Source organism: Burkholderia sp. AU18528, from assembly GCF_002223215.2.
In the GTDB taxonomy this organism is placed as follows: Bacteria; Pseudomonadota; Gammaproteobacteria; order Burkholderiales; family Burkholderiaceae; genus Burkholderia; species Burkholderia semiarida.
Map to the genome: position 1 here is coordinate 1330257 of NZ_NKFC02000006.1, position 22913 is coordinate 1353169.

The window sequence follows — 22913 nt, forward strand, 5'->3', positions numbered from 1 at the left end:
CCCGTCACCGCGCGCGTTCAGTTCGCGCCGTCGTCGTTTGCCATACCGGCCGGCGCCATTCGCAGCGCATCGACCGACTTGACCAGCCCCCATGCGCCGACACCGCCCAACGCAAGCGCGCCGAACCACCAGGAAGCCGGCCAGATCTCGAGCAGGCTCTCCTTGGCAAGGACGAACGGCGATTTCAGCGCGACGATCACCACGGCCGCGTTGTAGCAGGCATGAATCAACATGCCCGGCAACAGCGATCGGGTAGCCGCATAGAGTTTTCCGATCAGCAAGCCGAGTCCGAATGCGAGCACGAACTGATAGACGTTCATATGCGCAAGACCGAACACCGCGGCCGAATGGGCGATAGCCGTTCCCTCCGGATACTGTCGCAGGAAGCTGCGCAGCATCACGCCGCGAAACAGCATCTCTTCGAGTAGCGGCGCAATCACGCAGGTCAATACGATCAGGCCGAGCCCGCCGTTGACATACACTTCCCGGGCTTCATCGCGGCTGCCGCTCCACGAGAAAAACTGCCCGATGCCGACTTCCAGCACGCTCATCGCCACCACCAATGCGGGCGTAATCAGCACGACGGGCACGAGAAATCGCCCGATCGTCGTTCGCCAGGAATCGACGCCATCGTGCAGCAAGCGACGGTAGGTGAATTTGCCGTGATGAAGCAGCACCGTAAATACGAGCCCATTCGCGAGCACGCGCCCGATACTGGCGATCGCCATCGGTTGCAGGCCGGCGCCGCGACCGGCCGACCAGATGATCGAGTTCGTCACATACTCGACCATGTTCAGCACGACGACGATAAAAAACGCTTCCAGCAGATTCGGGAAGCAATAGCGGCTTGAATCCGATTTCATGTCGTTCTATACGGTTTCGCAGGCGGCATATGCGGTGGTCGCGCACTCGGATGCCTGCGGCCGATCTCGTCGCGATCGGCATTGTTATTTATTGGAGCACCCGGCCGACGCGACTCATCGCGGCCTTCGTTCTCCGATATCCAGTGACGGCACAAAAGTAACCGTTTGTTACGGAGCGAAATCGTCGCTCATCGCAGGAGCCGTGACAAGCGACATTGACCATTTTTTACGATGGAAAAGACAAAACTTTCGATTCAGGCTGCGCGGTCGGAAATCGACAATATCGAGATATCGGCCGGATTTTTAAAATATTGAATGATTCGCGGCCCGCCATGGCCTTTAAAGCGCCGGTATTGAATCCACCCGTCACGCGTGACCCGCGCCCACCCGCTCCGCGATCGCCGACACCACCCGCAACATCGGCTCGAACGCATCCGCGGACGTATTGCCGAAACCGAGCACGAGCCCGTTGCCGGCCCGCCCCGCATCGATCGCGAAACCCGACAGCGGAAACGGCCCGATGCCGTGCGCGCGCGCCGCTTCGACGATCGCGCGATCGCGATAACGCGCCGGCAGCCGCAGCGCGAGATGCAGCCCGCAGGGGCCGCCCTCGACCTGGTGCGGCACGCTCAGGCTGCTGTCGAGCGCGGCGAGCAGCTCACGCCGCCGGTCGCGATACAGCCGGCGCATCCGGCCGAGATGCCGGCCGTACTCGCCCGTCTCGATGAAATCGGCGAGCGCGAGCTGCACATGGCGCGTCCCGCCGCGCAGCATCTCCGGCAACGCCGGCCGCACGGCGGCCAGCAGCGTGTCGGGCAGCACGAGAAAACCGATCCGCAGCGCCGGAAACATCGTCTTGCTGAACGAGCCGAGATAGACGACCGGCGAATCGGGCGCGAGCCCCTGCATCGCGCCGATCGGCTCGCCGGTGTGACGGAATTCGCTGTCGTAGTCGTCCTCGATGATCCACGCGCGATGGCGGCGTGCCGCATCGATCAGCGCGAGCCGGCGCGAGATCGACAGCACCGCGCCGGTCGGGAACTGGTTCGACGGCGTCGTGTAGACGAGGCGCGGCGGCCGCTCGCGCCAGTCGTCCGGTTCCGCGCGCAGCCCTTCCGCGTCGACGGGCATCGGCACGACGTCGAGGTCGGCCGCCTGCATCGCGGAGCGCGCGCCGCGATAGCCGGGCTCCTCGACCCACACCGTATCGCCCGGATTCGTCAGCAACTGCGCGCACAGCGCGATCGCGCCCTGTGCGCCTTCGGTGATCACGATCTGCTCGGGATCGCAGCGCACGCCACGCGTGACGGCCAGGTGGCGCGCGATCGATTCGCGCAACGCGGGCTCGCCGAGCGGATCGCCGTACGCGAGCAGATCGCGGCCGGCGCGGCGCAATGCGCGATCGATCGCATGCCGCCACGCGTCCACCGGGAAATGCGACAGCGCGGGCACGCCCGGCCGGAAGCCCTCCGATTCGCCGGTGCCGACGAGGCTCGAGCGAATCCGGCCGAGCCGCTGCGCGACGGCTGGCGGCGCGGCACGCCGGCGCGGCGGCGCCGGCCGCGACAGCCCGACGACCCGCGTGCCGCGACGGTCCGACTGCAGGAAACCTTCGGCGACGAGCTGCTCGTATACCGCGGCCGTCGTATTGCGCGACACGCCGAGCGTGTCGGCCAGCGCGCGCGTGCCGGGCAGCCGCGTGCCGGCCGGCATCGCGCCGCCGAGAATCGCGTCGCGCAAGCGGCGCAGCAGCTGGCGCTGCAGCGACGGGGCGCCGGGCGTACGCGCCAGCGGCGCATCGAGCGGCAGCAACGGCGTGTCGTCGGGAAGAAAGGCAGTCGTCATCGGAACATCGCGGCGTGAAGAGGTCGGAACGGGACGGATGGTGAGCGGCGTACGGCTGGCGGCCACCGACCGTGGCACCATAAATTTGCCGCACGCTGGCGCTTCTCATGGTACCTCGCCGGGACTACGATCGTCTGCATGCCGGCATGTCGCCGGCCGCCAACCGAAGCGAGATCGACCTTGCCCACGCTCACCAACGCTTTCCAGCAGCCCATCGGCCAACCCGTTCCCGACTGGTCCGCGCGCCCGCGCCCCGAGCGCATCGCGCTCGAGGGCCGCTACTGCCGGCTCGAACCGCTCGACGCCGAGCGCCACGCGGCCGATCTGCACGCCGCGTACGCGCAGGCGCCCGACGGCCGCGACTGGACCTATCTGGCGCACGGCCCGTACGCCGACGCGTCCAGCTACCGCGACTACGCGCGCGGCGCGCAGGCGAGCGCCGATCCGCTGCACTACACGGTGATCGATCGCGCCACGGGCCGCGCGGTCGGCACGCTCGCGCTGATGCGCATCGATCCGGCCAACGGCGTGATCGAGGTCGGTTCCGTCACGTTCTCGCCGCTGCTCAAGCGCACGCCGGTATCGACCGAAGCGCAGTTCCTGCTGATGAAGTATGCGTTCGATATGCTCGGCTACCGCCGCTACGAATGGAAGTGCGACGACCTGAACGCGCCGTCGCGCAAGGCGGCCGCGCGCCTCGGCTTCCGCTACGAGGGCACGTTCCGGCAGGCGATGGTCTACCGCGGCCGCAATCGCGACACCGCGTGGTTCTCGATCATCGACGGCGAATGGCCGGACGTCCGCGCCGCGTTCGAAGCCTGGCTCGCGCCGGAGAACTTCGACGCCGAAGGCAACCAGCGCCAGTCGCTCACCGCGATCCGGCACGCACAGGCCAACGCGCGCGACGCGGCCAGCCGCGCGAACGACGCGACGCGCGTCACGGTGCGCCCGCTCGTCGCCGCCGACGAAGCCGCGTGGCGCCCGCTGTGGCAGGGTTACCAGACGTTCTATGACACCGCGCTGAGCGACGCGGTGTTCGCGACCACATGGGCGCGCCTGATGGATCCGGACGAGCCGATGTTCGTGCTCGGCGCGTTCGATGCGTCGGGTGCGCTCGTCGGGATCGTGCACGCGATCTACCACCGTTCGTGCTGGACCGAAGGGCCGTACTGCTACCTGCAGGATCTGTACACGGCGCCCGACGCGCGCGGCCAGGGCGCGGGCGGCGCGCTGATCGAGGCCGTGTACGAACGGGCCCGGGAAGCCGGCGCGAGCCGCGTGTACTGGCTCACGCACGAGACCAACACGACCGCGCGCGCGCTGTACGACAAGCTCGCGAACAACGCCGGCTTCATCCAGTACCGGCACGATCTGAAGAAATGACGTCGCTCCCCGACGGCCGATGTTCAGCCATGAACATCGGCCGGATGGCGTGCGCCACCGTCTTCCGGCGCGCCATCGTGCGCCGCACCGGCCACGCCCGGCACCGCGGCCGGACAGATCATCTCGTCGCCATTGGCCGGCACGGGCCGCCGCACCGGCCGGAACACCGGCTCGCCCGGCTCGATCGGCTGCCCGGACAGCGCGCAGCGCCCGGGCTGCAACGCGACGCGCAGGCGCCAGCGCTGCTCGCCGTAATGACACCGGCCGCTCTCGACCCAGCGCACCAGCAGCGCGTCGTCGCCCGCCTCCAGCACCGTGACGAACAGTTGCGGGCGCAACGGCGACGCCGCGGCGGCCGCGTGCTCCGGAATCGGCGTACGGCCGATCGTCACGAGCGGATGCGCGACCGCGCCGCCGCGCGACGGCATCGCATCGTCTTCGTCCAACGCCGACGCGTCGCACGACAGGTCTTCTTCGCAGATCGGGCTTTCCATGGTGTTGAGCATGCTTGGCGGCCGCGTGCAACGGGATGCCGCACGCGAGCGCAATCGGACTGGCGCACATGATACAAATTGAAGTTAACTTCAAGTAAAGAGGTAGCCTGCGCAACGGTCCGTTTCGGCGATCGCGGCAATGGCCGGCGCGACACGCGACGGCATCCTGGTCTAAGCTGGCGCCTTCGCCCTGACAACGCCGCGCCCCTACGCATGCCGACCGCCTCCCCCGCCCCGGCCACGCTGTTCCCGCTCGACGAAGCCTGGTCCGATTTCCCCCGCCGCAAGGCGGCCGTACGCGCGTTCATCGCCGGGTACTGCGCCGCGCGCGACCGGCGCGACGCGCCGCTGCACGACGGCCCGGACGGCCATGTCGTGCAGTTCGACCGCGCGATGGGCCGGCCTTTCGAGCATTTCATGATCGAGGGTGCGCCCGAATCCGGCGCCGGCCCGTTTGCCGTCGGCGCGTGGATCACGCGCTACGGCGCGGCACCGCTGCCGCCCGCGCTGCGGGGCAGGACGCGCCGGCTGACCGACGAGCATTTCATGGCCGCCGATATCGACGGGCTGTCCGGCGACGACGCGCTCGCGCAAGCGCTGGCCTGCGACACGCCGGACGCGATCCAAGCGTTCAACACGAGCGGCGCCTTCCCGCCATTCCAGCCGAATCCCGCCGCGTTCCTGTTCGCGCACCGGCTCGACGGGCAGATCGCGGCCACCGCGCGCTACGGCTTCGCGTCGCCCCGCGATATCGTCGTCGACCGCGTCGGGACGGCGGACGCATACCGGCGCCGCGGCCTCGCGACGCAACTGCTCGCCGCGATCGTCGCGCACGCGCGGCACCGCGGTGCGCGCCGCGTGTGGCTCATCTCGACCGAAGCCGGTCAGCCGCTGTACCGCGCCGCCGGATTCACGTCGCTCGCCGCGGTTGCCGTGGACGAAGTGCTCGCCTGAACGCGAAGCGGGCAACGCCCCCGTCACGTTCGTCTCGCGATTCGTCTCATCACGGTGAGACGAACGTCCCGCCGTCTCACCCCGCCCGCCGTTTCGCTATCGCAGCAGAGCCGACGCTCCGTTTCTTCCGAATCGTTGCCGGCCGCCGCAAAGCGACATGGTGCAACGCACGCCACGCGTGCTTCCGCTTGCCACGCACCGCCCTGATTCACGCTGGCCCCGTTCCTGCATACCCGTCGATCGCGCAATCGCGCGACGGGCGCCCCGGCAGCATTGCCGCGCACCCGACGACAACCCGACGGAGACAGCAACGTGAGTACACCGGCATCGATCACCCCGCCCAGCATGAAGGCCGCCGTCTGGCATGGCCGCCACGACATCCGCGTCGAAGAGGTTCCCGTTCCGCAGCGCCCGCCCGCGGGCTGGGTGACGATTCGCGTGCATTGGTGCGGCATCTGCGGCTCCGACCTGCACGAATACGTCGCCGGGCCCGTGTTCATCCCGGTCGACGCGCCGCACCCGCTGACCGGCCTGAAGGGCCAGTGCATCCTCGGCCACGAGTTCAGCGGCGAGATCGCCGAGTTGGGCGCGGGCGTGTCGGGCTTCGCGGTCGGCGACCGCGTGACGGCCGACGCGTGCCAGCATTGCGGCACCTGCTGGTACTGCCGGCACGGGCTGTACAACATCTGCGAGAACCTCGCGTTCACCGGGCTGATGAACAACGGCGCATTCGCCGAATACGTGAACGTGCCGGCCGAGCTGCTGTACAAGCTGCCCGACGATTTCCCAACCGAGGCCGGCGCGCTGATCGAACCGCTCGCGGTCGGGCTGCACGCGGTGAAGAAGGCCGGCAACATCGTCGGGCAGACCGTCGTCGTGGTCGGCGCGGGCACGATCGGCCTGTGCACGATCATGTGCGCGAAGGCCGCGGGCGCCGGGCGCGTGATCGCGCTGGAAATGTCGGCCGCGCGCAAGCAGAAGGCGCTGGAGGTGGGCGCGAGCGTCGTCATCGATCCGAAGACGTCCGATGCGATCGCCGAAGTCCGGGCGCTGACGGGCGGCTACGGCGCCGACGTGTCGTTCGAGTGCATCGGGCACACGGCCACCGCGAAGCTCGCGATCGACGTGATCCGCAAGGCCGGCAAGTCGGTGATGGTCGGCATCTTCGAGGAACCGGCGCCGTTCAACTTCTTCGACATCGTGTCGACCGAGAAGGAAGTGATCGGCTCGCTCGCGTACAACGGCGAATTCGCGGACGTGATCCGCTTCATCGCGGACGGCCGCATCGACGTGCAGCCGCTCATCACCGGGCGCATCGCGCTCGGCGACATCGTCACGCGCGGCTTCGAGGAATTGGTCAACCACAAGGACCGCAACGTGAAGATCATCGTCCAGCCGGCCGTCTCCTGACCGCACGCGCGCGCCCGCGGCATCCGCGGCATCGATTCGCGCCGCGGTGCGCAGGCCGCCGCTATGCCGTCGTAGCGTCGCCCCTGCGCGGGCGGCGCGCGTGATTCCGCCTCCCTTTCCCGCGTGGCGTGGCGCGCAACCCTCATCACCCCGGTCCGGGGCTGCCGCCATGCCGCGTTCCATCCGGACGCGGCAAGCGGAAACATTCACAACCCCGAGCCCCGCGCGATTCTTCGATATACTGGACCGAACCCTTTTCAGGGCATTGTCGAGGCAACCGGGGGCGACCACGCCTTTCGCGCGTTCGCCCCGACCTGCGTGGGATGGCGCACCGTGAAACCGCGAGCCGGACTGATACTCGAACTCTTCGTCAACCTCGTGCTGCCGTGGGTAGCCTATCGGGTCGCGCATCCGTATTTCGGCGAAACCGGCGCGCTGTACGCGTCCGCGGTTCCGCCGATCGTCTGGTCGATCGTCGAATTCATCCGCTCGCGCCGCATCGACGCGGTGGCGGCCATCGTGCTGCTCGGCATCACGCTGTCGATCGTCGGGATGGCGTTCGGCGGCAGCCCGCGCACGCTGCTGATGCGCGAATCGATCGGCTCGGGCACGATCGGCATCGTGTTCCTGCTGTCGCTGTTGCGCGAACGCCCGCTGATCTACTATCTGGCCCGCGCCACCGTGGCCCGCGAGATGGACGGCGGCGCCGCGCACTTCGAAGCCGTCTGGGACGCGCAGCCGGGCCTGCGGCAGATGCTGCGGCTGATGACGTTCGTGTGGGGCGCGATCATGACGCTCGAGATGCTGCTGCGCTGGTGGATGGTCGCCAACTGGCCGGTCGAACGCGTGCTCGTCGTGTCGCCGGTGATGGGCTACACGGTGTTCGGGTGCCTGCTGCTGTGGACGTTCTGGTATCGGCGGCGGATGCGCGTGCGCAACAGCGTCGACATCCCGGGCCGCGGCGGCGTCACGGAAACCGCCGGCCGCTGACACGCGGTGCGCCGGCTGCCCGGCCGATGCCGCCCGGCCGCGTTTCACGGCGCCTGCTGTATGATGCGCGGCGTCTCGTCCGCCCATCCGTTTCCCGTCATGTCCCTTTCGCTCCTTCCGTGTGCCACGATCTGGATCGCCCTGTTCGCGGCCGCCGCATTCGCATGGCACCGCCCGCTGCACGGCCTGAGCATCGGCCTCGCCGTGCTCGGCTATGCGGGTGCGCTCGCATTCGGCCAGCTTGCGCCGATCACGCTGGCGCCGTTCGCGCTGCTGATCGCGGCCGCGTGGGGCGTGTTGCCCGAGCGCCCGCTCGCGGTGCGCATCGTGGCGCACCTCGTCTTCGCCGCGCTGGCGATCGCGCTGAGCCTGCACCTGATTCCGGGCTTCCACAATCCGCGCGTGATCGGGCCGATCCGCTTCACGCCGGACGCCGCGCCATTCACGATGTACCTGAACTTCGACAAGCCGCTCGTCGGGCTGTGGCTGTTGTGGGTGCTGCCGTGGGTCGCCCCGGGCGTCGCGCTGTCGCACGCGCTGCGCACCGGCGTCGTGGCGGCCGTCGCCACGGCCGCCGCGTGCCTGGCCGGCGCGCTCGCGTTCGGGATGGTCGGCTGGGCACCCAAATGGCCGCCGTCGGGCTGGCTGTGGCTCGTGAACAACCTGTTGCTGGTGACGCTCGCCGAGGAAGCGCTGTTTCGCGGCTACGTGCAAGGCGGGCTGACACGCATGTTCCGCGCGTACTCGTGGGGCCCGTGGGTCGCGCTCGCGGCCGGCGCGGTGCTGTTCGGCGCCGCGCACGCGGCGGGCGGCTGGCAATGGATCGTGCTCGGCACGGTGGCCGGCGTCGGCTACGGCCTCGCGTGGCGGCGCGGCGGACTGCTCGCCGCCGCGCTCGCGCACGCGGGGCTGAACGTCGTCCACTTCGGCCTGTTCACCTACCCGATGCTCGCCGCCGCGCGCTGAACGCGGCGCAGGTACCGCCGCCGCCGCCGCTCAGTTGAACCCGGCGACCGCGTGCGGCACGTACGGGCGTTCGAGCGCGGCGATTTCATCGTCGGTCAGCTTCAGCGCGAGCGCGCCGAGCGCATCGTCCAGTTGCCGCGGCTTCGAAATGCCGACGATCGGCGCGGTCACGCCGCGCTTTTGCGCGACCCACGCCAGCGCGACCTGCGCTCGCGGCACGTTGCGCGCGGCGGCGATCGCCGCGACGGCCTCGACGACCGCCTTGTCCGCATCGGCCGTGGCGTCGTACAGCCGCTGGCCGACGTCGTCCTTCTGCTGCCGTTCCGACGATTCGTCCCAGTTGCGCGTCAGGCGCCCGCGTGCGAGCGGGCTCCACGGAATCACCGCGATGCCTTCGTCCTCGCACAGCGGCAGCATTTCGCGCTCTTCCTCGCGATACAGCAGGTTCAGGTGATTCTGCATGCTGACGAAGCGCGTCCAGCCGTTCTGCTTCGACGTGTGCAGCGCCTTCGCGAACTGCCACGCGAACATCGACGAGGCGCCGATATAGCGCGCCTTGCCGGCCTTCACGACATCGTGCAGCGCCTCGAGCGTCTCCTCGATCGGCGTGCCGTAGTCCCAGCGGTGAATCTGGTAGAGGTCGACGTAGTCAGTGCCGAGCCGCTTCAGGCTCTGATCGATGTCGGTCATGATCGCCTTGCGCGACAGGCCGGCGCCGTTCGGCCCCGGCCGCATCCGGTAGAACACCTTGGTCGCGATCACGACGTCGTCGCGCTTCGCGAAATCGCGCAGCGCGCGGCCGACGATCTCCTCGGACGTTCCGTCCGAATACATGTTCGCGGTGTCGAAGAAATTGATGCCGGCCTCGACCGCCCGCTGGATGATCGGGCGGCTTTCCGCTTCCGGCAGCGTCCACGGATGCGTGCCGCGCGACGGCTCGCCGAACGTCATGCAGCCCAGCACCAGCTTCGACACGTCCAGCCCGGTCGACCCGAATTTCACGTATTCCATTGCACGCCTCGCCAATCAGGTGGGGATTGCGGCCGGATGCGCGCCGCGCATCCGCCAGACGTCGCATGGTATCCCGCATGCCGCGAACGCGCATGACCGCGCGCCGCGTGCAGGCTGCGTGAAAGGAGGCCCCTTGAAGGATGAACCGGGTGGCCCCGGTTATCTGGCCTGGTCGGCGAGCGGCTGCAGGAACGCGGAGAAGCCGGTCAGCATGATCTGCACGCCGATGCACAGCAGCAGGAACGCCGACACGCGTTTCGCGACCTTCGTCCCTTCGCTGCCGAGGTAGCGCGCGAGCAGCGCGGAGCGGCTGTAGACCTGCCAGATCACGAGCGCGACGAGCACGGACACGGCGATCGACACGATGCTCGACAGCGCGAACTCCGACAGCTTGTGCGTGCGGTTCGCGTTCAGCGCGATCGCGGTCGCGATCGAGCCGGGGCCGACCGTCAGCGGCATGGTCAGCGGGAAGAACGCGCGCGTCATGATCGCGTTCGCGTCGATCGGCTTGACCGGCGTGTCGCCGCCGCCCGGCCCGTCCGGTTCGTTCAGCATCTGCCAGCCGGCCACGGCAACCGCGAAGCCGCCGCCGATCCGCAGCGCTTCCATCGAGATCCCGAAGAAATGCAGCACCGGCGTGCCGGCGAAGAAGGCGACCATCAGCACGACGAACGCATTGAACGCGACCTTCCGCGCGAGCAGATCCCGTTCATGCGCGGTGAGCGCCTCGGTCCGCTCGAGAAACAGGAACGCGATGCCGATCGGATTGATGATGCCGATCAGGCCAGTAAAGCCGAACAGGATCTCGGAGACAAGGCGGTTGACGATCATCGTGCGAAGCATCGGTCGGGACGGGGCCGGCAGCGCGCCGGGGGTCACGCATTGTAGTGCAAGCGCCCGTGCCCGAGACGCAAAATGCGGCCGCCCCCGGTTTCCGCGTCGATCGCCGTGGATGTTCGTCGCGCAGCCTTATTCGGCGCCCGTCTCCCACGCCGGCGGCCGCTTCGCGAAGAAGGCCGCGAAGCCTTCCTTCGCTTCCGGCGTCGCCCGCACGCGGGAGATCGTCTGCGCGGTGAACGCCGCGCGCTCATCCGACGGCGGGTACTCGCCGATCGCGTCGAAAAAGCGCTTGATCTCCATCAGCGCGTGCGGGCCGTTGCGGCCGAGTTCCGCGAGCGTCCGCTCGAGCGTGTCGTCCAGCGCATCGAGCGGCACGGCCTGATGAATCAGCCCGATCGCGACGGCTTCGGCGGCCGCGAGCTGCGTCGCGGTCAGCGCGAGACGGCGCGCCTGGCGTTGCCCGACCGCCTCGACCAGATACGGGCCGATCACGGCCGGCAGGATCCCGAAGCGCGCCTCGCTGACCGAAAAGCGCGCGTGGTCGCTCGCAATCACGATGTCGCATGCGGCGCACAGGCCCACCCCGCCGCCGAACGTGTGGCCCTGCACGCGGGCGACCGTCGGTTTCGGACATTGCCGGATCGCGCGCATCATCGCGGCGAACCGCTCGGCGTCGCGCAGGTTCGCGGCCGCGTCGTTCGCGCTCGCACGCTGCATCCACTGCAGGTCGGCGCCCGCGCAAAATGCGCGGCCGTCCGAACGCAGCACGATCGCGCGTACGTCGTCGCGCCGACCGAGCGTCGCGAACGCGTCGGTCAGCTCCGCGATCATCGTCTCGTCGAACGCGTTCAGCACGTCGCCGCGCTGCAGCGCGACGGTCGCGATGCCGCGCGCATCGACCTTGACGGCCAGGGTCTTCAATCCATCCATCGAACAGGTTTCCTCGGGTAGAACGGCATCCATCGACAATCAGGCGGCCTGGCGGCGATCGATCACGCGCCGCGCCTTGCCGGTCGCGCTCGCGGGAATGCCGCCGGCCGCGAGCACCGTCACGCCGGACGACACGCCGACCATCGTCTTGATCCGGTGCTGCAGCTCGCGCGCGAGCGCCGCGCGATCGGCGTCGGAAACGGACGCCGCCGCCTCGGAGCGCAACTCGACTGCGAGGTCGAGCCGGTCCATGTGACCGTCGCGCGACAGCGTGATCTGGAATTGGCCCGACAACTGCGGCAGCGCGACGACGATCTCCTCGATCTGGCTCGGGAACACGTTCACGCCGCGCACGATCAGCATGTCGTCGGAGCGGCCCGTGATCTTCGCGAGCCGGCGCATCGCGCGCGCGGTCGGCGGCAGCAGCGCGGTGAGGTCGCGCGTGCGGTAGCGGATCACCGGCATCGCCTCCTTCGTCAGCGACGTGAACACGAGCTCGCCCTGGCTGCCGTCGGGCAGCACTTCGCCGGTGACGGGGTCGATGATCTCCGGGTAGAAATGGTCCTCCCAGATCACCGGGCCGTCCTTCGTCTCGACGCATTCGCACGCGACGCCCGGGCCCATCACTTCCGACAGCCCGTAGATGTCGAGCGCGTCGATGCCCGCGCGCGTCTCCACTTCGTCGCGCAGCGCCTGCGTCCACGGTTCGGCGCCGAAAATGCCGATCTTCAGCGACGATTCGGCCGGGTCCATCCCCTGCCGCACCATCTCGTCGATCAGGTTCAGCATGTACGACGGCGTGACGAGGATGATCTTCGGCTCGAAATCGCGAATCAGTTGCACCTGCTTCTCGGTCTGCCCGCCGGACATCGGCACGACCATGCAGCCGAGCCGCTCCGCGCCGTAGTGAATCCCGAGACCGCCGGTGAAAAGCCCGTAGCCGAACGCGTTGTGCAGCGTATCGCCCGGGCGGCCGCCGGCCGCGCGGATCGAGCGCGCGGTCACGTTCGCCCACGTGTCGATGTCGCGCGCGGTGTAGCCGACGACCGTCGGCTTGCCAGTCGTGCCGCTCGACGCGTGCACGCGCACGACCTGCTCGCGCGGCACCGCGAAGAGGCCGAACGGATAGTTGTCGCGCAGATCGCTCTTGGTCGAGAACGGGAACTTCGCGAGATCGGCGAGCGACTTCAGATCGTCAGGATGCACGCCTGCCGCATCGAACGTGCGCCGATAGTGCGGGACGTTGTCGTACGCGTGGCGCAGCGACCACTTGAGGCGGTCGAGCTGCAGCGCCTGCAGTTCATCGCGGCTGGCGGTCTCGATCGGCTCGAGGGCGGCGGCGGGGTGCGTCGGGTGAATCATCGGGGGCTCCTCCAATGGAGTGATGTCGTTATCGTGTTCGAGGTGACGAGGGCGGTCACGACCGGAACATGCGGCCGGCCGCATGCAGCGCGGCGAGCCGCGGCGACACGCGATAGCGGTCCTCGCCGTAGCTCGCCGCCAGGTTCGACAGCACGCGGTGCACGCGGCCGATGCCGATTGCATCGGCCCACGCGAGCGGGCCGCACGGGTAGTTCACGCCCTTCTCCATCGCGAGGTCGAGATCGGCCGGCGAGCACACGCCCTGGTTCACCGTGTCGGCGGCTTCGTTCGCGAGCATCGCGACGGTGCGCATCGCCACCATGCCCGGCACGTCAGCCAAGCCGACGACGCGAAAGCCCGCCTGCTGAAAGAGCCCGACCGCATCGGCGTACGCGGCGTCGCCGCACTGGAGCGCGCGCGTCAGCGCGACGAGCCCGGCCTGCGCGTAATCGCGCGCGAGGTCGACGAGCACGAGATCGGCCACGCCGGTTTGCGCGGCACGCGCCGTGGCCGTCCGGCCGTCGGTCAGCGCGATCGACGCGCGGCCGGCCGTTGCGAGCAGTTCGTCCGGCTGCGCGCCGGCCTGCCGGACGCCGTCGATACGTTCGGCCAAGCGTGCGTGCAACGCGGCGGCCGGGCCGTCCTGCGCAAACAGCACGACGTCGGCCGGCGCGGCGCGCGGCGGTTCGAGATCGGGGGCGGGCGGCGTCGCGCCGTCCGCATACGAATAGAAGCCGCGCCCGGACTTGCGCCCGAGAAAGCCCGCGTTCACGAGTTCCTGCTGGATCAACGACGGCGTGTAGCGCGGGTCGTTGAAATACGCGCGGAACACCGACTCGGTCACCGCGAAGTTCACGTCGTGGCCGATCAGGTCCATCAGCTCGAACGGCCCCATCCGGAAGCCGGCGGCTTCGCGCATCACCGCGTCGATCGTGGCCGGCGCGCCGCCCTGCTCGTTCAGCACGCGCAGCGCCTCCGCGTAATACGGCCGCGCGACGCGGTTCACGATGAAGCCCGGCGTCGATTTCGCCATCACCGGTTGCTTGCCCCATGCAGCGGCGGTCGCAACGAGCATCCGGGCGATATCGGGCGCGGTCGCGAGCCCGCTGACCACCTCGACGAGCGCCATCAGCGGCGCCGGATTGAAGAAATGCAGGCCGGCGACGCGCTGCGGCACGCGCAGCCCGGCCGCGATCGACGTGATCGAGATCGACGACGTGTTGGTCGCCAGCACGCACGCGTCGTCGACATGGCGCTCGAGGGTCGCGAAGATCTCGCGCTTCACGTCGAGCCGTTCGACCGCCGCCTCGACGATCAGCGCGGCGCCCGCGAAATCGGCCAGCGCGCGCACCGCGCGGATCCGGTTGCCGGCCGCGTCGGCCTGCGCCGGTTCGAGCCGGCCCTTCTCCGCCAGCCGAGCGAACTGTGCACGGATGCCGGCCAGCGCCTTGTCGCAGGCCGCTTCGTTCAGGTCGTACAGCAACACCGGATGGCCGGCCGCCGCCGCGACCTGTGCAATGCCCGCGCCCATCGCGCCGGCGCCGATCACGCCGATGACGGCCGACGGCGCCAGCGCGCCCGAGTTCACCGAATGTGCAGAGGAAACAGCCATCGATTGCGATCCGTCATGAAGTGGGAATGCGATCGATTATAAACCGACCGGTCGGTAGATTTATGTCAGGGCGAGCCCGAATTTGTCGTGCAAGAGGGCATGACGAAAACCGCAACGACAAAAAAATCGAAAGAGCACGGCACTTTTTGCAAACCGAAAGGTCAATGTAAGATCTCGAATATGAGATAGCGACCCCGCAACGCCTGATAAAATTCGACAAATTGCCGGATTGAAGGGGGAAACGCGTGTCGCGCCGTCACCGCCGTCCATCGCCGGCCGTCCTTATGGGGGCGAATCGAGCCACCGGCCCGCGCGTCGCCACCCATGCTTGTCTCGCTGTCCGCGGGCAGCCGCATCGAACCGTTTCGTCCCGCGACGGGCTTCGGCCCGCCCGCGCCCCTCGCCGCCTCGCGGCAGCGAACCGGGCAGCGCCATTGCGCGCTGCCGCCCTTCGGTTTCATCGTCCTCGTTCGGCGGATAGTACGGCCGGGCTTCATCAACCCGTGACGGCGCGTCGCGCGCCGCCACTCGCATAAGGAACCCCTCATGCCGCTCTCGTCCAACCAGCTCCCGCGCTGGACCCTCTGGGCCCCGCTTGCCGCCTGGCTGGTGCTCGCGCTGTCGCGCGTCGTGCCGGCCGAAGGCCTCGTCATCGCGGTGTTCGCGGCCGCGCTCGCCGGCGCCGTGTTCTCCGCCGTCCACCATGCGGAAGTCGTCGCGCACCGCGTCGGCGAACCGTTCGGCACGCTCGTGCTCGCGGTTGCCGTGACCGTCATCGAAGTCGCGCTGATCGTGTCGGTGATGCTCGGCGCGGGCCCCGAGAAATCGGGCCTTGCCCGCGACACCGTGTTCGCCGCCGTGATGATCATCTGTAACGGTATCGTCGGCATCTGCCTGCTGGTCGGCGCATGGAAGCACGGCGAACAGGATTTCCAGGGGCGCGGCGCGAGCAAGGCGCTCGCGGTGCTCGCGTCGCTGTCGGTACTGTCGCTCGTGATGCCGAACTACCTGAACGCCGCGCCGGGCCCGTTCTTCTCGAAATCGCAGCTTGCGTTCGCCGGCGTCGCGTCGCTCGTGCTGTACGGCGCATTCGTGTTCGTGCAGACCGTGCGCCACCGCGACTACTTCCTCGCCGAGCACGACAGCGCCAACGAAGCGGTGCACGCGGCGGCGCCGAGCAACCGCACCGCGGCCATCAGCATGGTGCTGCTGTTCGCGAGCCTCGTCGCGGTCGTGCTGCTCGCGAAGCTGCTGTCGCCGGCCGTCGAGCACGCGGTGCTGAAGCTCGGCGCGCCCGAAGCCGCGGTCGGCATCGTGATCGCCGCGCTCGTGCTGCTGCCGGAAGGGCTCGCGGCCGTCACCGCCGCGCGTGCGAACCGGTTGCAGACCAGCATGAACCTCGCGCTCGGGTCGGCGCTCGCGAGCATCGGGCTCACGATTCCGACCGTCGCGGCCGTGTTCATCTGGGTCGGCCAGCCGCTCACGCTCGGGATCGGCGCGATGGAAACCGTCCTGCTCGCGCTCACGCTGCTGGTCAGCACGCTCACGCTGAGCCAGGGGCGCACGACGGTGCTGCACGGCGTCGTGCACGTCGCGCTGTTCGCCGCGTACCTGTTCCTGTCGATCACCCACTGACGGGCCTGTGCCGCGGCCCGGCGGATGCGCTCCGCCGGGCCGCGTGCACGTCTTCGAGCCCCGCCCTCATCCCTCGCTTCACCCCGCCGTCAGCGGGCCGCCATCGCACGTCGCGCCACGCGGAACGGGCGAGCAAGCGCCGCTAGACGCCCGCGTCGTCCGTGCTTTCGGTCAGAAACCGCTCGACCATCGCGTTGAACACCGGCAGCGCCGGGTTGTCGTTGTCCGCGCGCCAAGCGAGATACAGCTCCGCCGCCACGTTGACGCCCGCGAGCGGCCGGAACACCACGCCGTCGACATGAAGCTCGCGCGCCGACGCCGGCACCAGCGCCGCGCCGAGCCCCGCGCGCACGAGGCCGAGGATCGTATGCGTCTGGCCGACGTAGTGCAGGTAATTCGGCAGCCGCCCGGCGCCCGCGAACATCCCCGAGATCATGTCGTGGAAATACTTGCCCTCGTTCGGCGAATACGCGATGAACGGCTGCCGGTCGAGCTCGTCGGGGCCGATCTGCTCGTAGGCCGCGAGCGGCGCGCCTTCCGCGACCGCGACGAGCATCGGCTCGCGCTGCACGAGCCGGTATTCGAGCGGCTGGCGCGCGGCGCGCTGGCGCACGAAACCCGCGTCGAGCATCCGCGACGCGAGCGCGTCGATCTGCACGGTCGACACCATCTCCCGCAGTTCGACGTCGACGTCCGGCAGCGCGTGCGCCGCATGCGCGAGCAGCACCGGGATCATCCGGTACGCACTGACGGCCGTGAATCCCAGCGTGATGCGCCCGGCCCCGCCGTGCGCGACGCGCTGCGCGGCCTGCTCGGCGCGCGCGGAGAATTCGAGGATGTGCCGCGCATCGCGCAGGAAGCGCTCGCCGGCCGCGGTCAGGCTGACCTGCCGGCTGCTACGCTCGAGCAGCGCGATGCCGAGCGCGTGCTCGAGCAACTGGATTTGCCGGCTGAGCGGCGGCTGGGTCATGAAGAGCCGCCGGGCCGCGCGGCCGAAATGCAGCTCTTCGGCAACCGCGACGAAGCAGCGAAGCTGGTGCAGTTCAATCATTCAAATCTTGAATCAATCGATAGTCTTTTGATGTTAGACGCATATCGATGCGATTTCTATACTCGGTTCCACCTGATGCGCGGCCCGCGCCGCGCACGACGACCGAGACCTTCATGACCATCGACATCCTGCTGACCCAGCCGCTCCCCGACGCGATCGACGCCGAACTCGCCGCCCGCTACACCGTGCACCGGCTGTATGCGGCCGAGCAACCGGAAGCACTGCTCGATCGCGTGGCACCGCGTATTCGCGGCGTCGTGACGGGCGGCGCGAACGGCCTGTCCACCGCGCTGATGGAGCGGCTCGGCGCGCTCGAGATCGTCGCGATCAACGGCATCGGCACCGACGCGGTCGATCTCGATCGTGCCCGGGCGCGCGGCATCCACGTGACGACGACGCCCGACGTGCTGACCGACGACGTCGCCGACATGGCGCTGGGGCTGATCCTGATGACCCTGCGCGACCTCGGCGCCGGCGAGCGGATCGTGCGCGCCGGCCGCTGGGGCAAAACGGCCCAGCCGCTCGCGACGCAGGTCACGGGCAAGCGGCTCGGCATCGTCGGGCTCGGCCGCGTCGGACGCGCGATCGCGCAGCGCGCGCAGGCGTTCCGGATGCCCGTCAGTTACTTCGGGCCTCACGAGCATCGCGACAGCGGCTATCGCTACGTGCCCGACCTCGCCGCGCTCGCGCATGACAGCGACGTGCTCGTGATCGCGGCCTCGGCCGATCACGGCAACGTGCTCGTGACGGCCGACGTGCTCGCCGCGCTCGGCCCCAAAGGATTCCTGATTAACGTCGCGCGCGGCAAGCTGGTCGACGAAGCCGCGCTCGTGCGCGCGCTGGCCGACGGCACGATCGCCGGCGCCGGTCTCGATGTGTTCGCGCACGAACCGCACGTGCCGGCCGCGCTGCTCGAACTCGACCGCGTCGTCGTGCAGCCGCACCGCGCGAGCGCCACGCATGAAACGCGCGAGGCAATGGGCCGCATCGTGCTCGCGAACCTCGCCGCGTGCTTCGCGGGCCAGCGCCCGCCGACCAGCGTCACGCACTGAGCGCGGCGCCGCCCCTTCCATTACGACACGGATGCCTCCGCACGACGGAGGCCAGGAGACACGCATGTCCAATCGATCCAGCGGCGCCGCCGTCGCCGCCTCGCCCGCCGCATCGCGCACGATCGGCCGCGTCCGTTATGCGGTCCTCGCGCTGATTTTCTCGGTTACCGTCGTCAACTACGCGGACCGCGCGACGATGTCGATCGCCGGCACCGGCGTCGCGCACGACCTCGGGCTCACGCCCGTGCAGCTCGGCGTCGTCTTTTCGGCGTTCGCCTGGGCCTATGCGATCGGCCAGATTCCGGGCGGCTGGCTGCTCGACCGCTTCGGCGCAAGGCGCGTGTACGGCCTGAGCCTGTTGCTGTGGTCGGTATTCACGATGCTGCAGGGCACGGTGGGCGCGTTCGCCGTGCACGGCGCGGCCGCGACGCTGGCGCTGTTCGTCATGCGCTTCATGCTCGGGCTCGTCGAATCGCCGGCGTTTCCGGCCAATTCGCGGATCGTCGCATGCTGGTTCCCGACGGCCGAACGCGGCACCGCGTCGGCCTTGTTCAATTCCGCGCAATACATGGCCGTCGTGCTGTTCACGCCGGCCATGGCATGGCTCACGCATGCGCTCGGCTGGGAACACGTGTTCCAGTGGATGGGGCTGCTCGGCATCGCGCTCGCCGCGCTGTGGTTCGCGTGGTATCGCGAGCCGCACGGCCACCCGCGCATGACGAACGCGGAGCGCGACTACCTGCGCGCCCACGGCGCGCTCGTCGATCTCGAGGCGAACCGTATGCGCGAGCGGCCGCGCGCGTCGTGGCACGACGTGTCGCAACTGTTCCGCCACCGGAACCTGTGGGCGATCTACATCGGCCAGTACTGCATCACGGCGCTCACCTACTTCTTCATCACGTGGTTTCCGATCTATCTGATCAAGGGGCGCGGAATGACGATCATGGAAGCCGGCTGGGTCGCCGCGCTGCCGGCGATCTGCGGCTTCACGGGCGGCGTGCTCGGCGGCGTGCTGTCGGACTGGCTGATCCGGCGCGGCATGCATCCGTCGAAGGCGCGCAAGACGCCATTCGTCGCGGGGATGGCGATGGCGACGCTGCTCGTGCTCGCGAACGGCGCATCATCGAACGCGGCCGTGATCGCGCTGATGACGGTCGCGTTCTTCGGCAAGGGGCTCGCGGCGGTCGGGTGGGCCGTGCTCGCCGACACGGCGCCGGAAGGCATGGTCGGGCTGAGCGGCGGCGTCTTCAACGGCCTCGGCAACATCGCCGGGATCGTCACGCCGCTCGTGATCGGCTACTTCGTCGCCAGCACGGGTTCGTTCGCCGGTGCGCTGTGGTTCGTCGCCGCGCACGGGCTGATCGGCATGGCCGCGTACGGGTGGCTCGCGGGCCGCTTCGAGCGGATCCGCATCGCGCCAGCCGCATGAACGCCGCGGCGGCACACCGGCGCGGTCACGCGCGCAGGCGGCCGCCCGGCATGTGCTCCGTCGTCAGCCGGTCGAGCTCGCGCAGATCGTTTTCCAACGCGGGCGTGAGCGTCGTACGCAGGTGATCGAGGAAGGTCCGGATCTTCGCGTCGAGATAGCGGCGCGTCGCGTAGACGGCATAGACGCTCACCGTCTGCAGCCGGTACGCCGGCAGCACGCGGATCAGGCGCCCTTCGCGGATATCGTCGAGCACCGTATACAGCGCCACGCACGCGATCCCGCGCCCGGCACGCACCGCGACGCACAGTGCGTCCGGCACGTTGACCTGGAACGGCGCCGGCTGCAGCTCGTAGACGGTTTCCTCGCCGTCGCCGCGCTCCAGGCGCCATTCACTGGCCGGCGACGCGGGCGTGTCGAGGCGCAGGCACACGTGGTTCGGCAGGTCGTCGGGCGTCTGCGGCGTGCCGTGCCGCGCGAGGTATTCGCGCGACGCGACGAGCACGCTGCAGCTCGTGCCGCAGATCTGCGCGACATAACCCGAATCGGGCAACTGCGACGCCGTCACGATCGACACGTCGTAGCCCTCCTCGACCAGATTCGGCATCCGCTGCGCCAGCGTCAGCTCGACCGACACGTCGGGGTTGTCCTCCTGGTACCGGACGATCGACGACACGACATGACTCTTCCCGAGCCCCGTCATCGCATGAATGCGCATCTTGCCGCTCGGCCGCAGCAGCGCGTTGCGCGCCTCCGCGTTCGCGTAGTCGAGCTCCGCGAGGATCGATTTCGCGCGCTCGAAATAGCGCTCGCCGCTTTCGGTCAGGCCGAGATGGCGGGTCGTGCGATGCAGCAGGCGTGTCTGTACGTGGGCTTCGAGATTCGAGACCGCGCGCGACACCTGGGCGGTGGTCGCGTCGATTTCCTTCGCGACCGCGGTAAAACTGCCGGCTTCGACAACGCGCACGAACAGGCGCATGTTTTCGAGCATGTCCATTGAATTGGCTTGGGGAGAGTCAGTGGGGAGACGTCGGCGGCGCTCGCGTCAGGTGGGTAACGGAACGCGGGCGCGAAGAGCCACGTCGAATCGAGCGCCGTGCCGGGGAGAAGGCGGGAGAGCGGGCATCGAGGACAGGGTTCTGGCATGACGGGGGGAATCGAGTGCGCCGAATTGTACGCCGCTGCGGACAAATTTGCGCGGTTACGCGTGCACAAGCTCCCATCCGATGAAAGGTTTTCGCAAGATTCGTGCATCACGCGCGGCCAACGCGCCTGATGCGGCGCGACAATTTGTATCACAACGCGATATAATCCCGTGCTTGTCGCCGCGCCTCCGCGTTGCCGTTTTTACCGCTTACCCCCATGTCGCCAGGCTCCTACCCGTCGCGCCGCACGTTGCGGCAATGGCTGCACAGCTTCATTCCCCATCCGATGGCACTCGGCTGGCGCGAACGCCTGCGCTCGTGCACCGGCGCGCTCGTGGGCATTGCGACGGTCGGCGTCACGATGCGGCTATTGCCCGGCGTGCCGGGCCTCGTGCCGCTGCTCGTCGCGCCGATGGGCGCGTCGGCCGTACTGCTGTTCGCGGTGCCGGCAAGCCCGCTCGCGCAGCCGTGGTCGATCATCGGCGGCAATCTCGTCGCGGCGACGGTCGGCGTCGCGTGCGCGCAATGGATCGCCGATCCGGTCACGGCCGCCGCGGTCGCAATCGCCTGCGCGATCGGCGGGATGTTCGCGCTGCGCTGCGTGCACCCGCCGTCGGGCGCCGTCGCGCTCACGGCCGTGGTGGGCGGCCCCGCGATCCATGCGCTCGGCTTCGGCTTCGTCCTTCAGCCGATCGCGCTGCAATCGGCGATCCTGCTGTCGGCCGCGCTCGTCTATCACGCGCTGACCGGACACCGCTACCCGCACGGCGGCGTGCGCCCCGAAGCGAAACCGCAGGCCGGCGCCGCCGCGCCGGCGCGCGGTGGCTTCACGCGCGGCGACCTCGACGCGGTGCTCAAGCGCCGCGGCGAATGGCTCGACGTCGATCCGGACGATCTCGAAACGCTGCTGCGCGAAACCGAAATGCAGGCTTATGCGCGCACGTTCGGCCAGTTGAAGTGCGCCGACCTGATGACGAAGAACGCGATCGAGGTCGCGCCGTCCACGTCGATCACGGCCGCGCTCGCGCTGCTCGACCGCCACCGCGTGAAGGCGCTGCCCGTGGTCGACGGCGAAGGCCGCCTGACCGGCATCGTCACGCGCGCCGACCTCACGCGCCCGTTGCGCCGTTCGACCCCGCTGTGGCAACGCCTGTCCGCACGGTTGCCGCGATCGTTCGGCGGCCAGCCCGCGAGCGTCGCGTCCGTGATGACGCGCGACGTCGCGGCGGTGCCGGAAACGATGCCGATCACGGCGCTCGTGCCGCTGTTCACGCATTCGGGCCACCACCATATTCCGGTCGTCGATGCGTCGCGCCGGCTCGTCGGCATCATCACGCAGACGGATCTCGTCACGGGCCTTTATCGGCAGACCCAAATGCTCGAGGCCGCGTAGCGCACGCCCCGTCACTGTCCGCGGAACGCGAAACGTGAAACGCGCCCGTTCCGCCCGATTTCGTCCATTTATATCACGTTATGATATATTTACCGCCACCGTAACCGAATGCCCGACCGCCCCCGATGAACGATACCCGACGCGCACTGACGAAAAGCGATTTCCAGCAACTGTCCGAGTTCCGCTACCAGATGCGCCGCTTCGAGCGCTTCTCCGAACGTGCCGCGCAAAGCGAAGGCGTGACGCCGCTGCAATACCTGCTGCTGCTGCACATCAAGGGCTATCCGCATCGCGAATGGGCGACCATCGGCGAACTCGCGGAACGCCTGCAGGCGCACCACCACGGCGTCGTGGCGCTGGTGACGCGCTGCGAAGCGCTCGGACTCGTGAAGCGCAAGCCGAGCGAAGCCGACCGCCGCCAGGTCGAAGTCCATCTTGAAGCGGCCGGCGAAACGCTGCTCGCCCGTCTCGCGGCCATGCATCGTGCCGAGCTGAAGTCGCTCAAGGGCACGTTCCAGGTTCCCCAAATCGATTACTGACCCCTGCCACTC

21 protein-coding genes are annotated in these 22913 nt (G+C 68.9%); 11 read left to right on the forward strand and 10 right to left on the reverse strand.

The genetic code is table 11. The annotated features are described in order from the left end of the window. Positions 1-17: 17 nt before the first annotated feature. Both CFB52_RS22900 and CFB52_RS22905 read right to left on the reverse strand, forming a co-directional pair. Positions 18-863 (reverse strand): CPBP family intramembrane glutamic endopeptidase, encoded by an 846-nt coding sequence (locus CFB52_RS22900; RefSeq protein WP_099317521.1) that lies wholly within the window; start codon positions 861-863, stop codon positions 18-20. Positions 864-1229: 366 nt separating this feature from the next. Then, the gene (locus CFB52_RS22905) at positions 1230-2708 is read right to left on the reverse strand and encodes a PLP-dependent aminotransferase family protein (RefSeq protein ID WP_099317522.1); all 1479 of its coding nucleotides are present in this window, start codon (positions 2706-2708) and stop codon (positions 1230-1232) included. A 180-nt stretch (positions 2709-2888) separates the two neighbouring features. On the opposite strand from CFB52_RS22905, the gene CFB52_RS22910 reads away from it, so the two are divergent. Then, a complete protein-coding gene (locus tag CFB52_RS22910) occupies positions 2889-4091 on the forward strand; it encodes a GNAT family N-acetyltransferase (protein WP_099317523.1) in 1203 nt (400 codons plus the stop codon). Positions 4092-4114: 23 nt separating this feature from the next. On the opposite strand, the gene CFB52_RS22915 is transcribed toward CFB52_RS22910, so the two are convergent. Beyond that, positions 4115-4597, reverse strand: coding sequence for a DUF3331 domain-containing protein (locus CFB52_RS22915; protein ID WP_099317524.1), 483 nt, complete (start codon positions 4595-4597; stop codon positions 4115-4117). A 201-nt stretch (positions 4598-4798) separates the two neighbouring features. On the opposite strand from CFB52_RS22915, the gene CFB52_RS22920 reads away from it, so the two are divergent. The 4 genes from CFB52_RS22920 (at position 4799) to CFB52_RS22940 (ending at position 8905) form a co-directional block, all read left to right on the forward strand. Continuing rightward, the gene (locus CFB52_RS22920) at positions 4799-5539 is read left to right on the forward strand and encodes a GNAT family N-acetyltransferase (RefSeq protein ID WP_099317525.1); all 741 of its coding nucleotides are present in this window, start codon (positions 4799-4801) and stop codon (positions 5537-5539) included. A 345-nt stretch (positions 5540-5884) separates the two neighbouring features. After that, positions 5885-6949, forward strand: a complete 1065-nt coding sequence (locus tag CFB52_RS22930) for a 2,3-butanediol dehydrogenase (RefSeq protein ID WP_059585032.1) — start codon at positions 5885-5887, stop codon at positions 6947-6949. Positions 6950-7282: 333 nt separating this feature from the next. Further along, positions 7283-7939, forward strand: a complete 657-nt coding sequence (locus tag CFB52_RS22935; RefSeq protein WP_059585133.1) for a VC0807 family protein — start codon at positions 7283-7285, stop codon at positions 7937-7939. 99 nt (positions 7940-8038) lie between these two features. Then, positions 8039-8905, forward strand: a complete 867-nt coding sequence (locus CFB52_RS22940; RefSeq protein WP_099317915.1) for a CPBP family intramembrane glutamic endopeptidase — start codon at positions 8039-8041, stop codon at positions 8903-8905. A gap of 30 nt (positions 8906-8935) precedes the next feature. Here CFB52_RS22940 and CFB52_RS22945 read toward each other — a convergent pair whose 3' ends face one another. From CFB52_RS22945 to CFB52_RS22965, 5 genes are all read right to left on the reverse strand, one after another. Continuing rightward, positions 8936-9916, reverse strand: a complete 981-nt coding sequence (locus CFB52_RS22945; protein WP_099317526.1) for an aldo/keto reductase — start codon at positions 9914-9916, stop codon at positions 8936-8938. Between the two features lie 159 nt (positions 9917-10075). Further along, positions 10076-10747, reverse strand: coding sequence for a MarC family protein (locus CFB52_RS22950; protein ID WP_059639557.1), 672 nt, complete (start codon positions 10745-10747; stop codon positions 10076-10078). Positions 10748-10885: 138 nt separating this feature from the next. Then, complete coding sequence (locus tag CFB52_RS22955) at positions 10886-11686, reverse strand: enoyl-CoA hydratase-related protein (RefSeq protein WP_099317527.1); 801 nt, start codon at positions 11684-11686, stop codon at positions 10886-10888. A 39-nt stretch (positions 11687-11725) separates the two neighbouring features. After that, positions 11726-13048 (reverse strand): phenylacetate--CoA ligase PaaK, encoded by a 1323-nt coding sequence (gene paaK, locus CFB52_RS22960; RefSeq protein ID WP_099317528.1) that lies wholly within the window; start codon positions 13046-13048, stop codon positions 11726-11728. A 55-nt stretch (positions 13049-13103) separates the two neighbouring features. Beyond that, the gene (locus tag CFB52_RS22965; RefSeq protein ID WP_099317529.1) at positions 13104-14660 is read right to left on the reverse strand and encodes a 3-hydroxyacyl-CoA dehydrogenase; all 1557 of its coding nucleotides are present in this window, start codon (positions 14658-14660) and stop codon (positions 13104-13106) included. A 324-nt stretch (positions 14661-14984) separates the two neighbouring features. Between CFB52_RS22965 and CFB52_RS34735 the strand changes: the two genes are divergently transcribed. Both CFB52_RS34735 and CFB52_RS22975 read left to right on the forward strand, forming a co-directional pair. Further along, positions 14985-15167: a hypothetical protein gene (locus CFB52_RS34735; RefSeq protein ID WP_059585026.1), complete on the forward strand. Its 183-nt coding sequence runs from the start codon at positions 14985-14987 to the stop codon at positions 15165-15167. Between the two features lie 39 nt (positions 15168-15206). Further along, entirely contained in the window at positions 15207-16295 is a 1089-nt protein-coding gene (locus CFB52_RS22975) for a calcium:proton antiporter (protein WP_059639561.1), read from the forward strand. Positions 16296-16437: 142 nt separating this feature from the next. Here the strand turns inward: CFB52_RS22975 and CFB52_RS22980 are convergent, their stop codons facing one another. After that, complete coding sequence (locus CFB52_RS22980) at positions 16438-17346, reverse strand: LysR substrate-binding domain-containing protein (protein WP_059585024.1); 909 nt, start codon at positions 17344-17346, stop codon at positions 16438-16440. Between the two features lie 113 nt (positions 17347-17459). On the opposite strand from CFB52_RS22980, the gene CFB52_RS22985 reads away from it, so the two are divergent. Both CFB52_RS22985 and CFB52_RS22990 read left to right on the forward strand, forming a co-directional pair. Continuing rightward, positions 17460-18398, forward strand: coding sequence for a 2-hydroxyacid dehydrogenase (locus tag CFB52_RS22985; protein WP_099317530.1), 939 nt, complete (start codon positions 17460-17462; stop codon positions 18396-18398). Positions 18399-18462: 64 nt separating this feature from the next. Further along, positions 18463-19827, forward strand: coding sequence for an MFS transporter (locus CFB52_RS22990; RefSeq protein ID WP_099317531.1), 1365 nt, complete (start codon positions 18463-18465; stop codon positions 19825-19827). A 25-nt stretch (positions 19828-19852) separates the two neighbouring features. Here the strand turns inward: CFB52_RS22990 and CFB52_RS22995 are convergent, their stop codons facing one another. Continuing rightward, positions 19853-20821, reverse strand: a complete 969-nt coding sequence (locus CFB52_RS22995) for a LysR family transcriptional regulator (RefSeq protein WP_059585023.1) — start codon at positions 20819-20821, stop codon at positions 19853-19855. Positions 20822-21186: 365 nt separating this feature from the next. Here CFB52_RS22995 and CFB52_RS23000 point away from each other — a divergent pair, with 365 nt between their 5' ends. Further along, positions 21187-22362, forward strand: a complete 1176-nt coding sequence (locus CFB52_RS23000; RefSeq protein ID WP_099317532.1) for an HPP family protein — start codon at positions 21187-21189, stop codon at positions 22360-22362. A gap of 125 nt (positions 22363-22487) precedes the next feature. Then, on the forward strand, positions 22488-22901 hold the full coding sequence (locus tag CFB52_RS23005; protein ID WP_059585021.1) for a MarR family winged helix-turn-helix transcriptional regulator: 414 nt from the start codon (positions 22488-22490) through the stop codon (positions 22899-22901). The last annotated feature ends 12 nt before the right edge of the window (positions 22902-22913 follow it).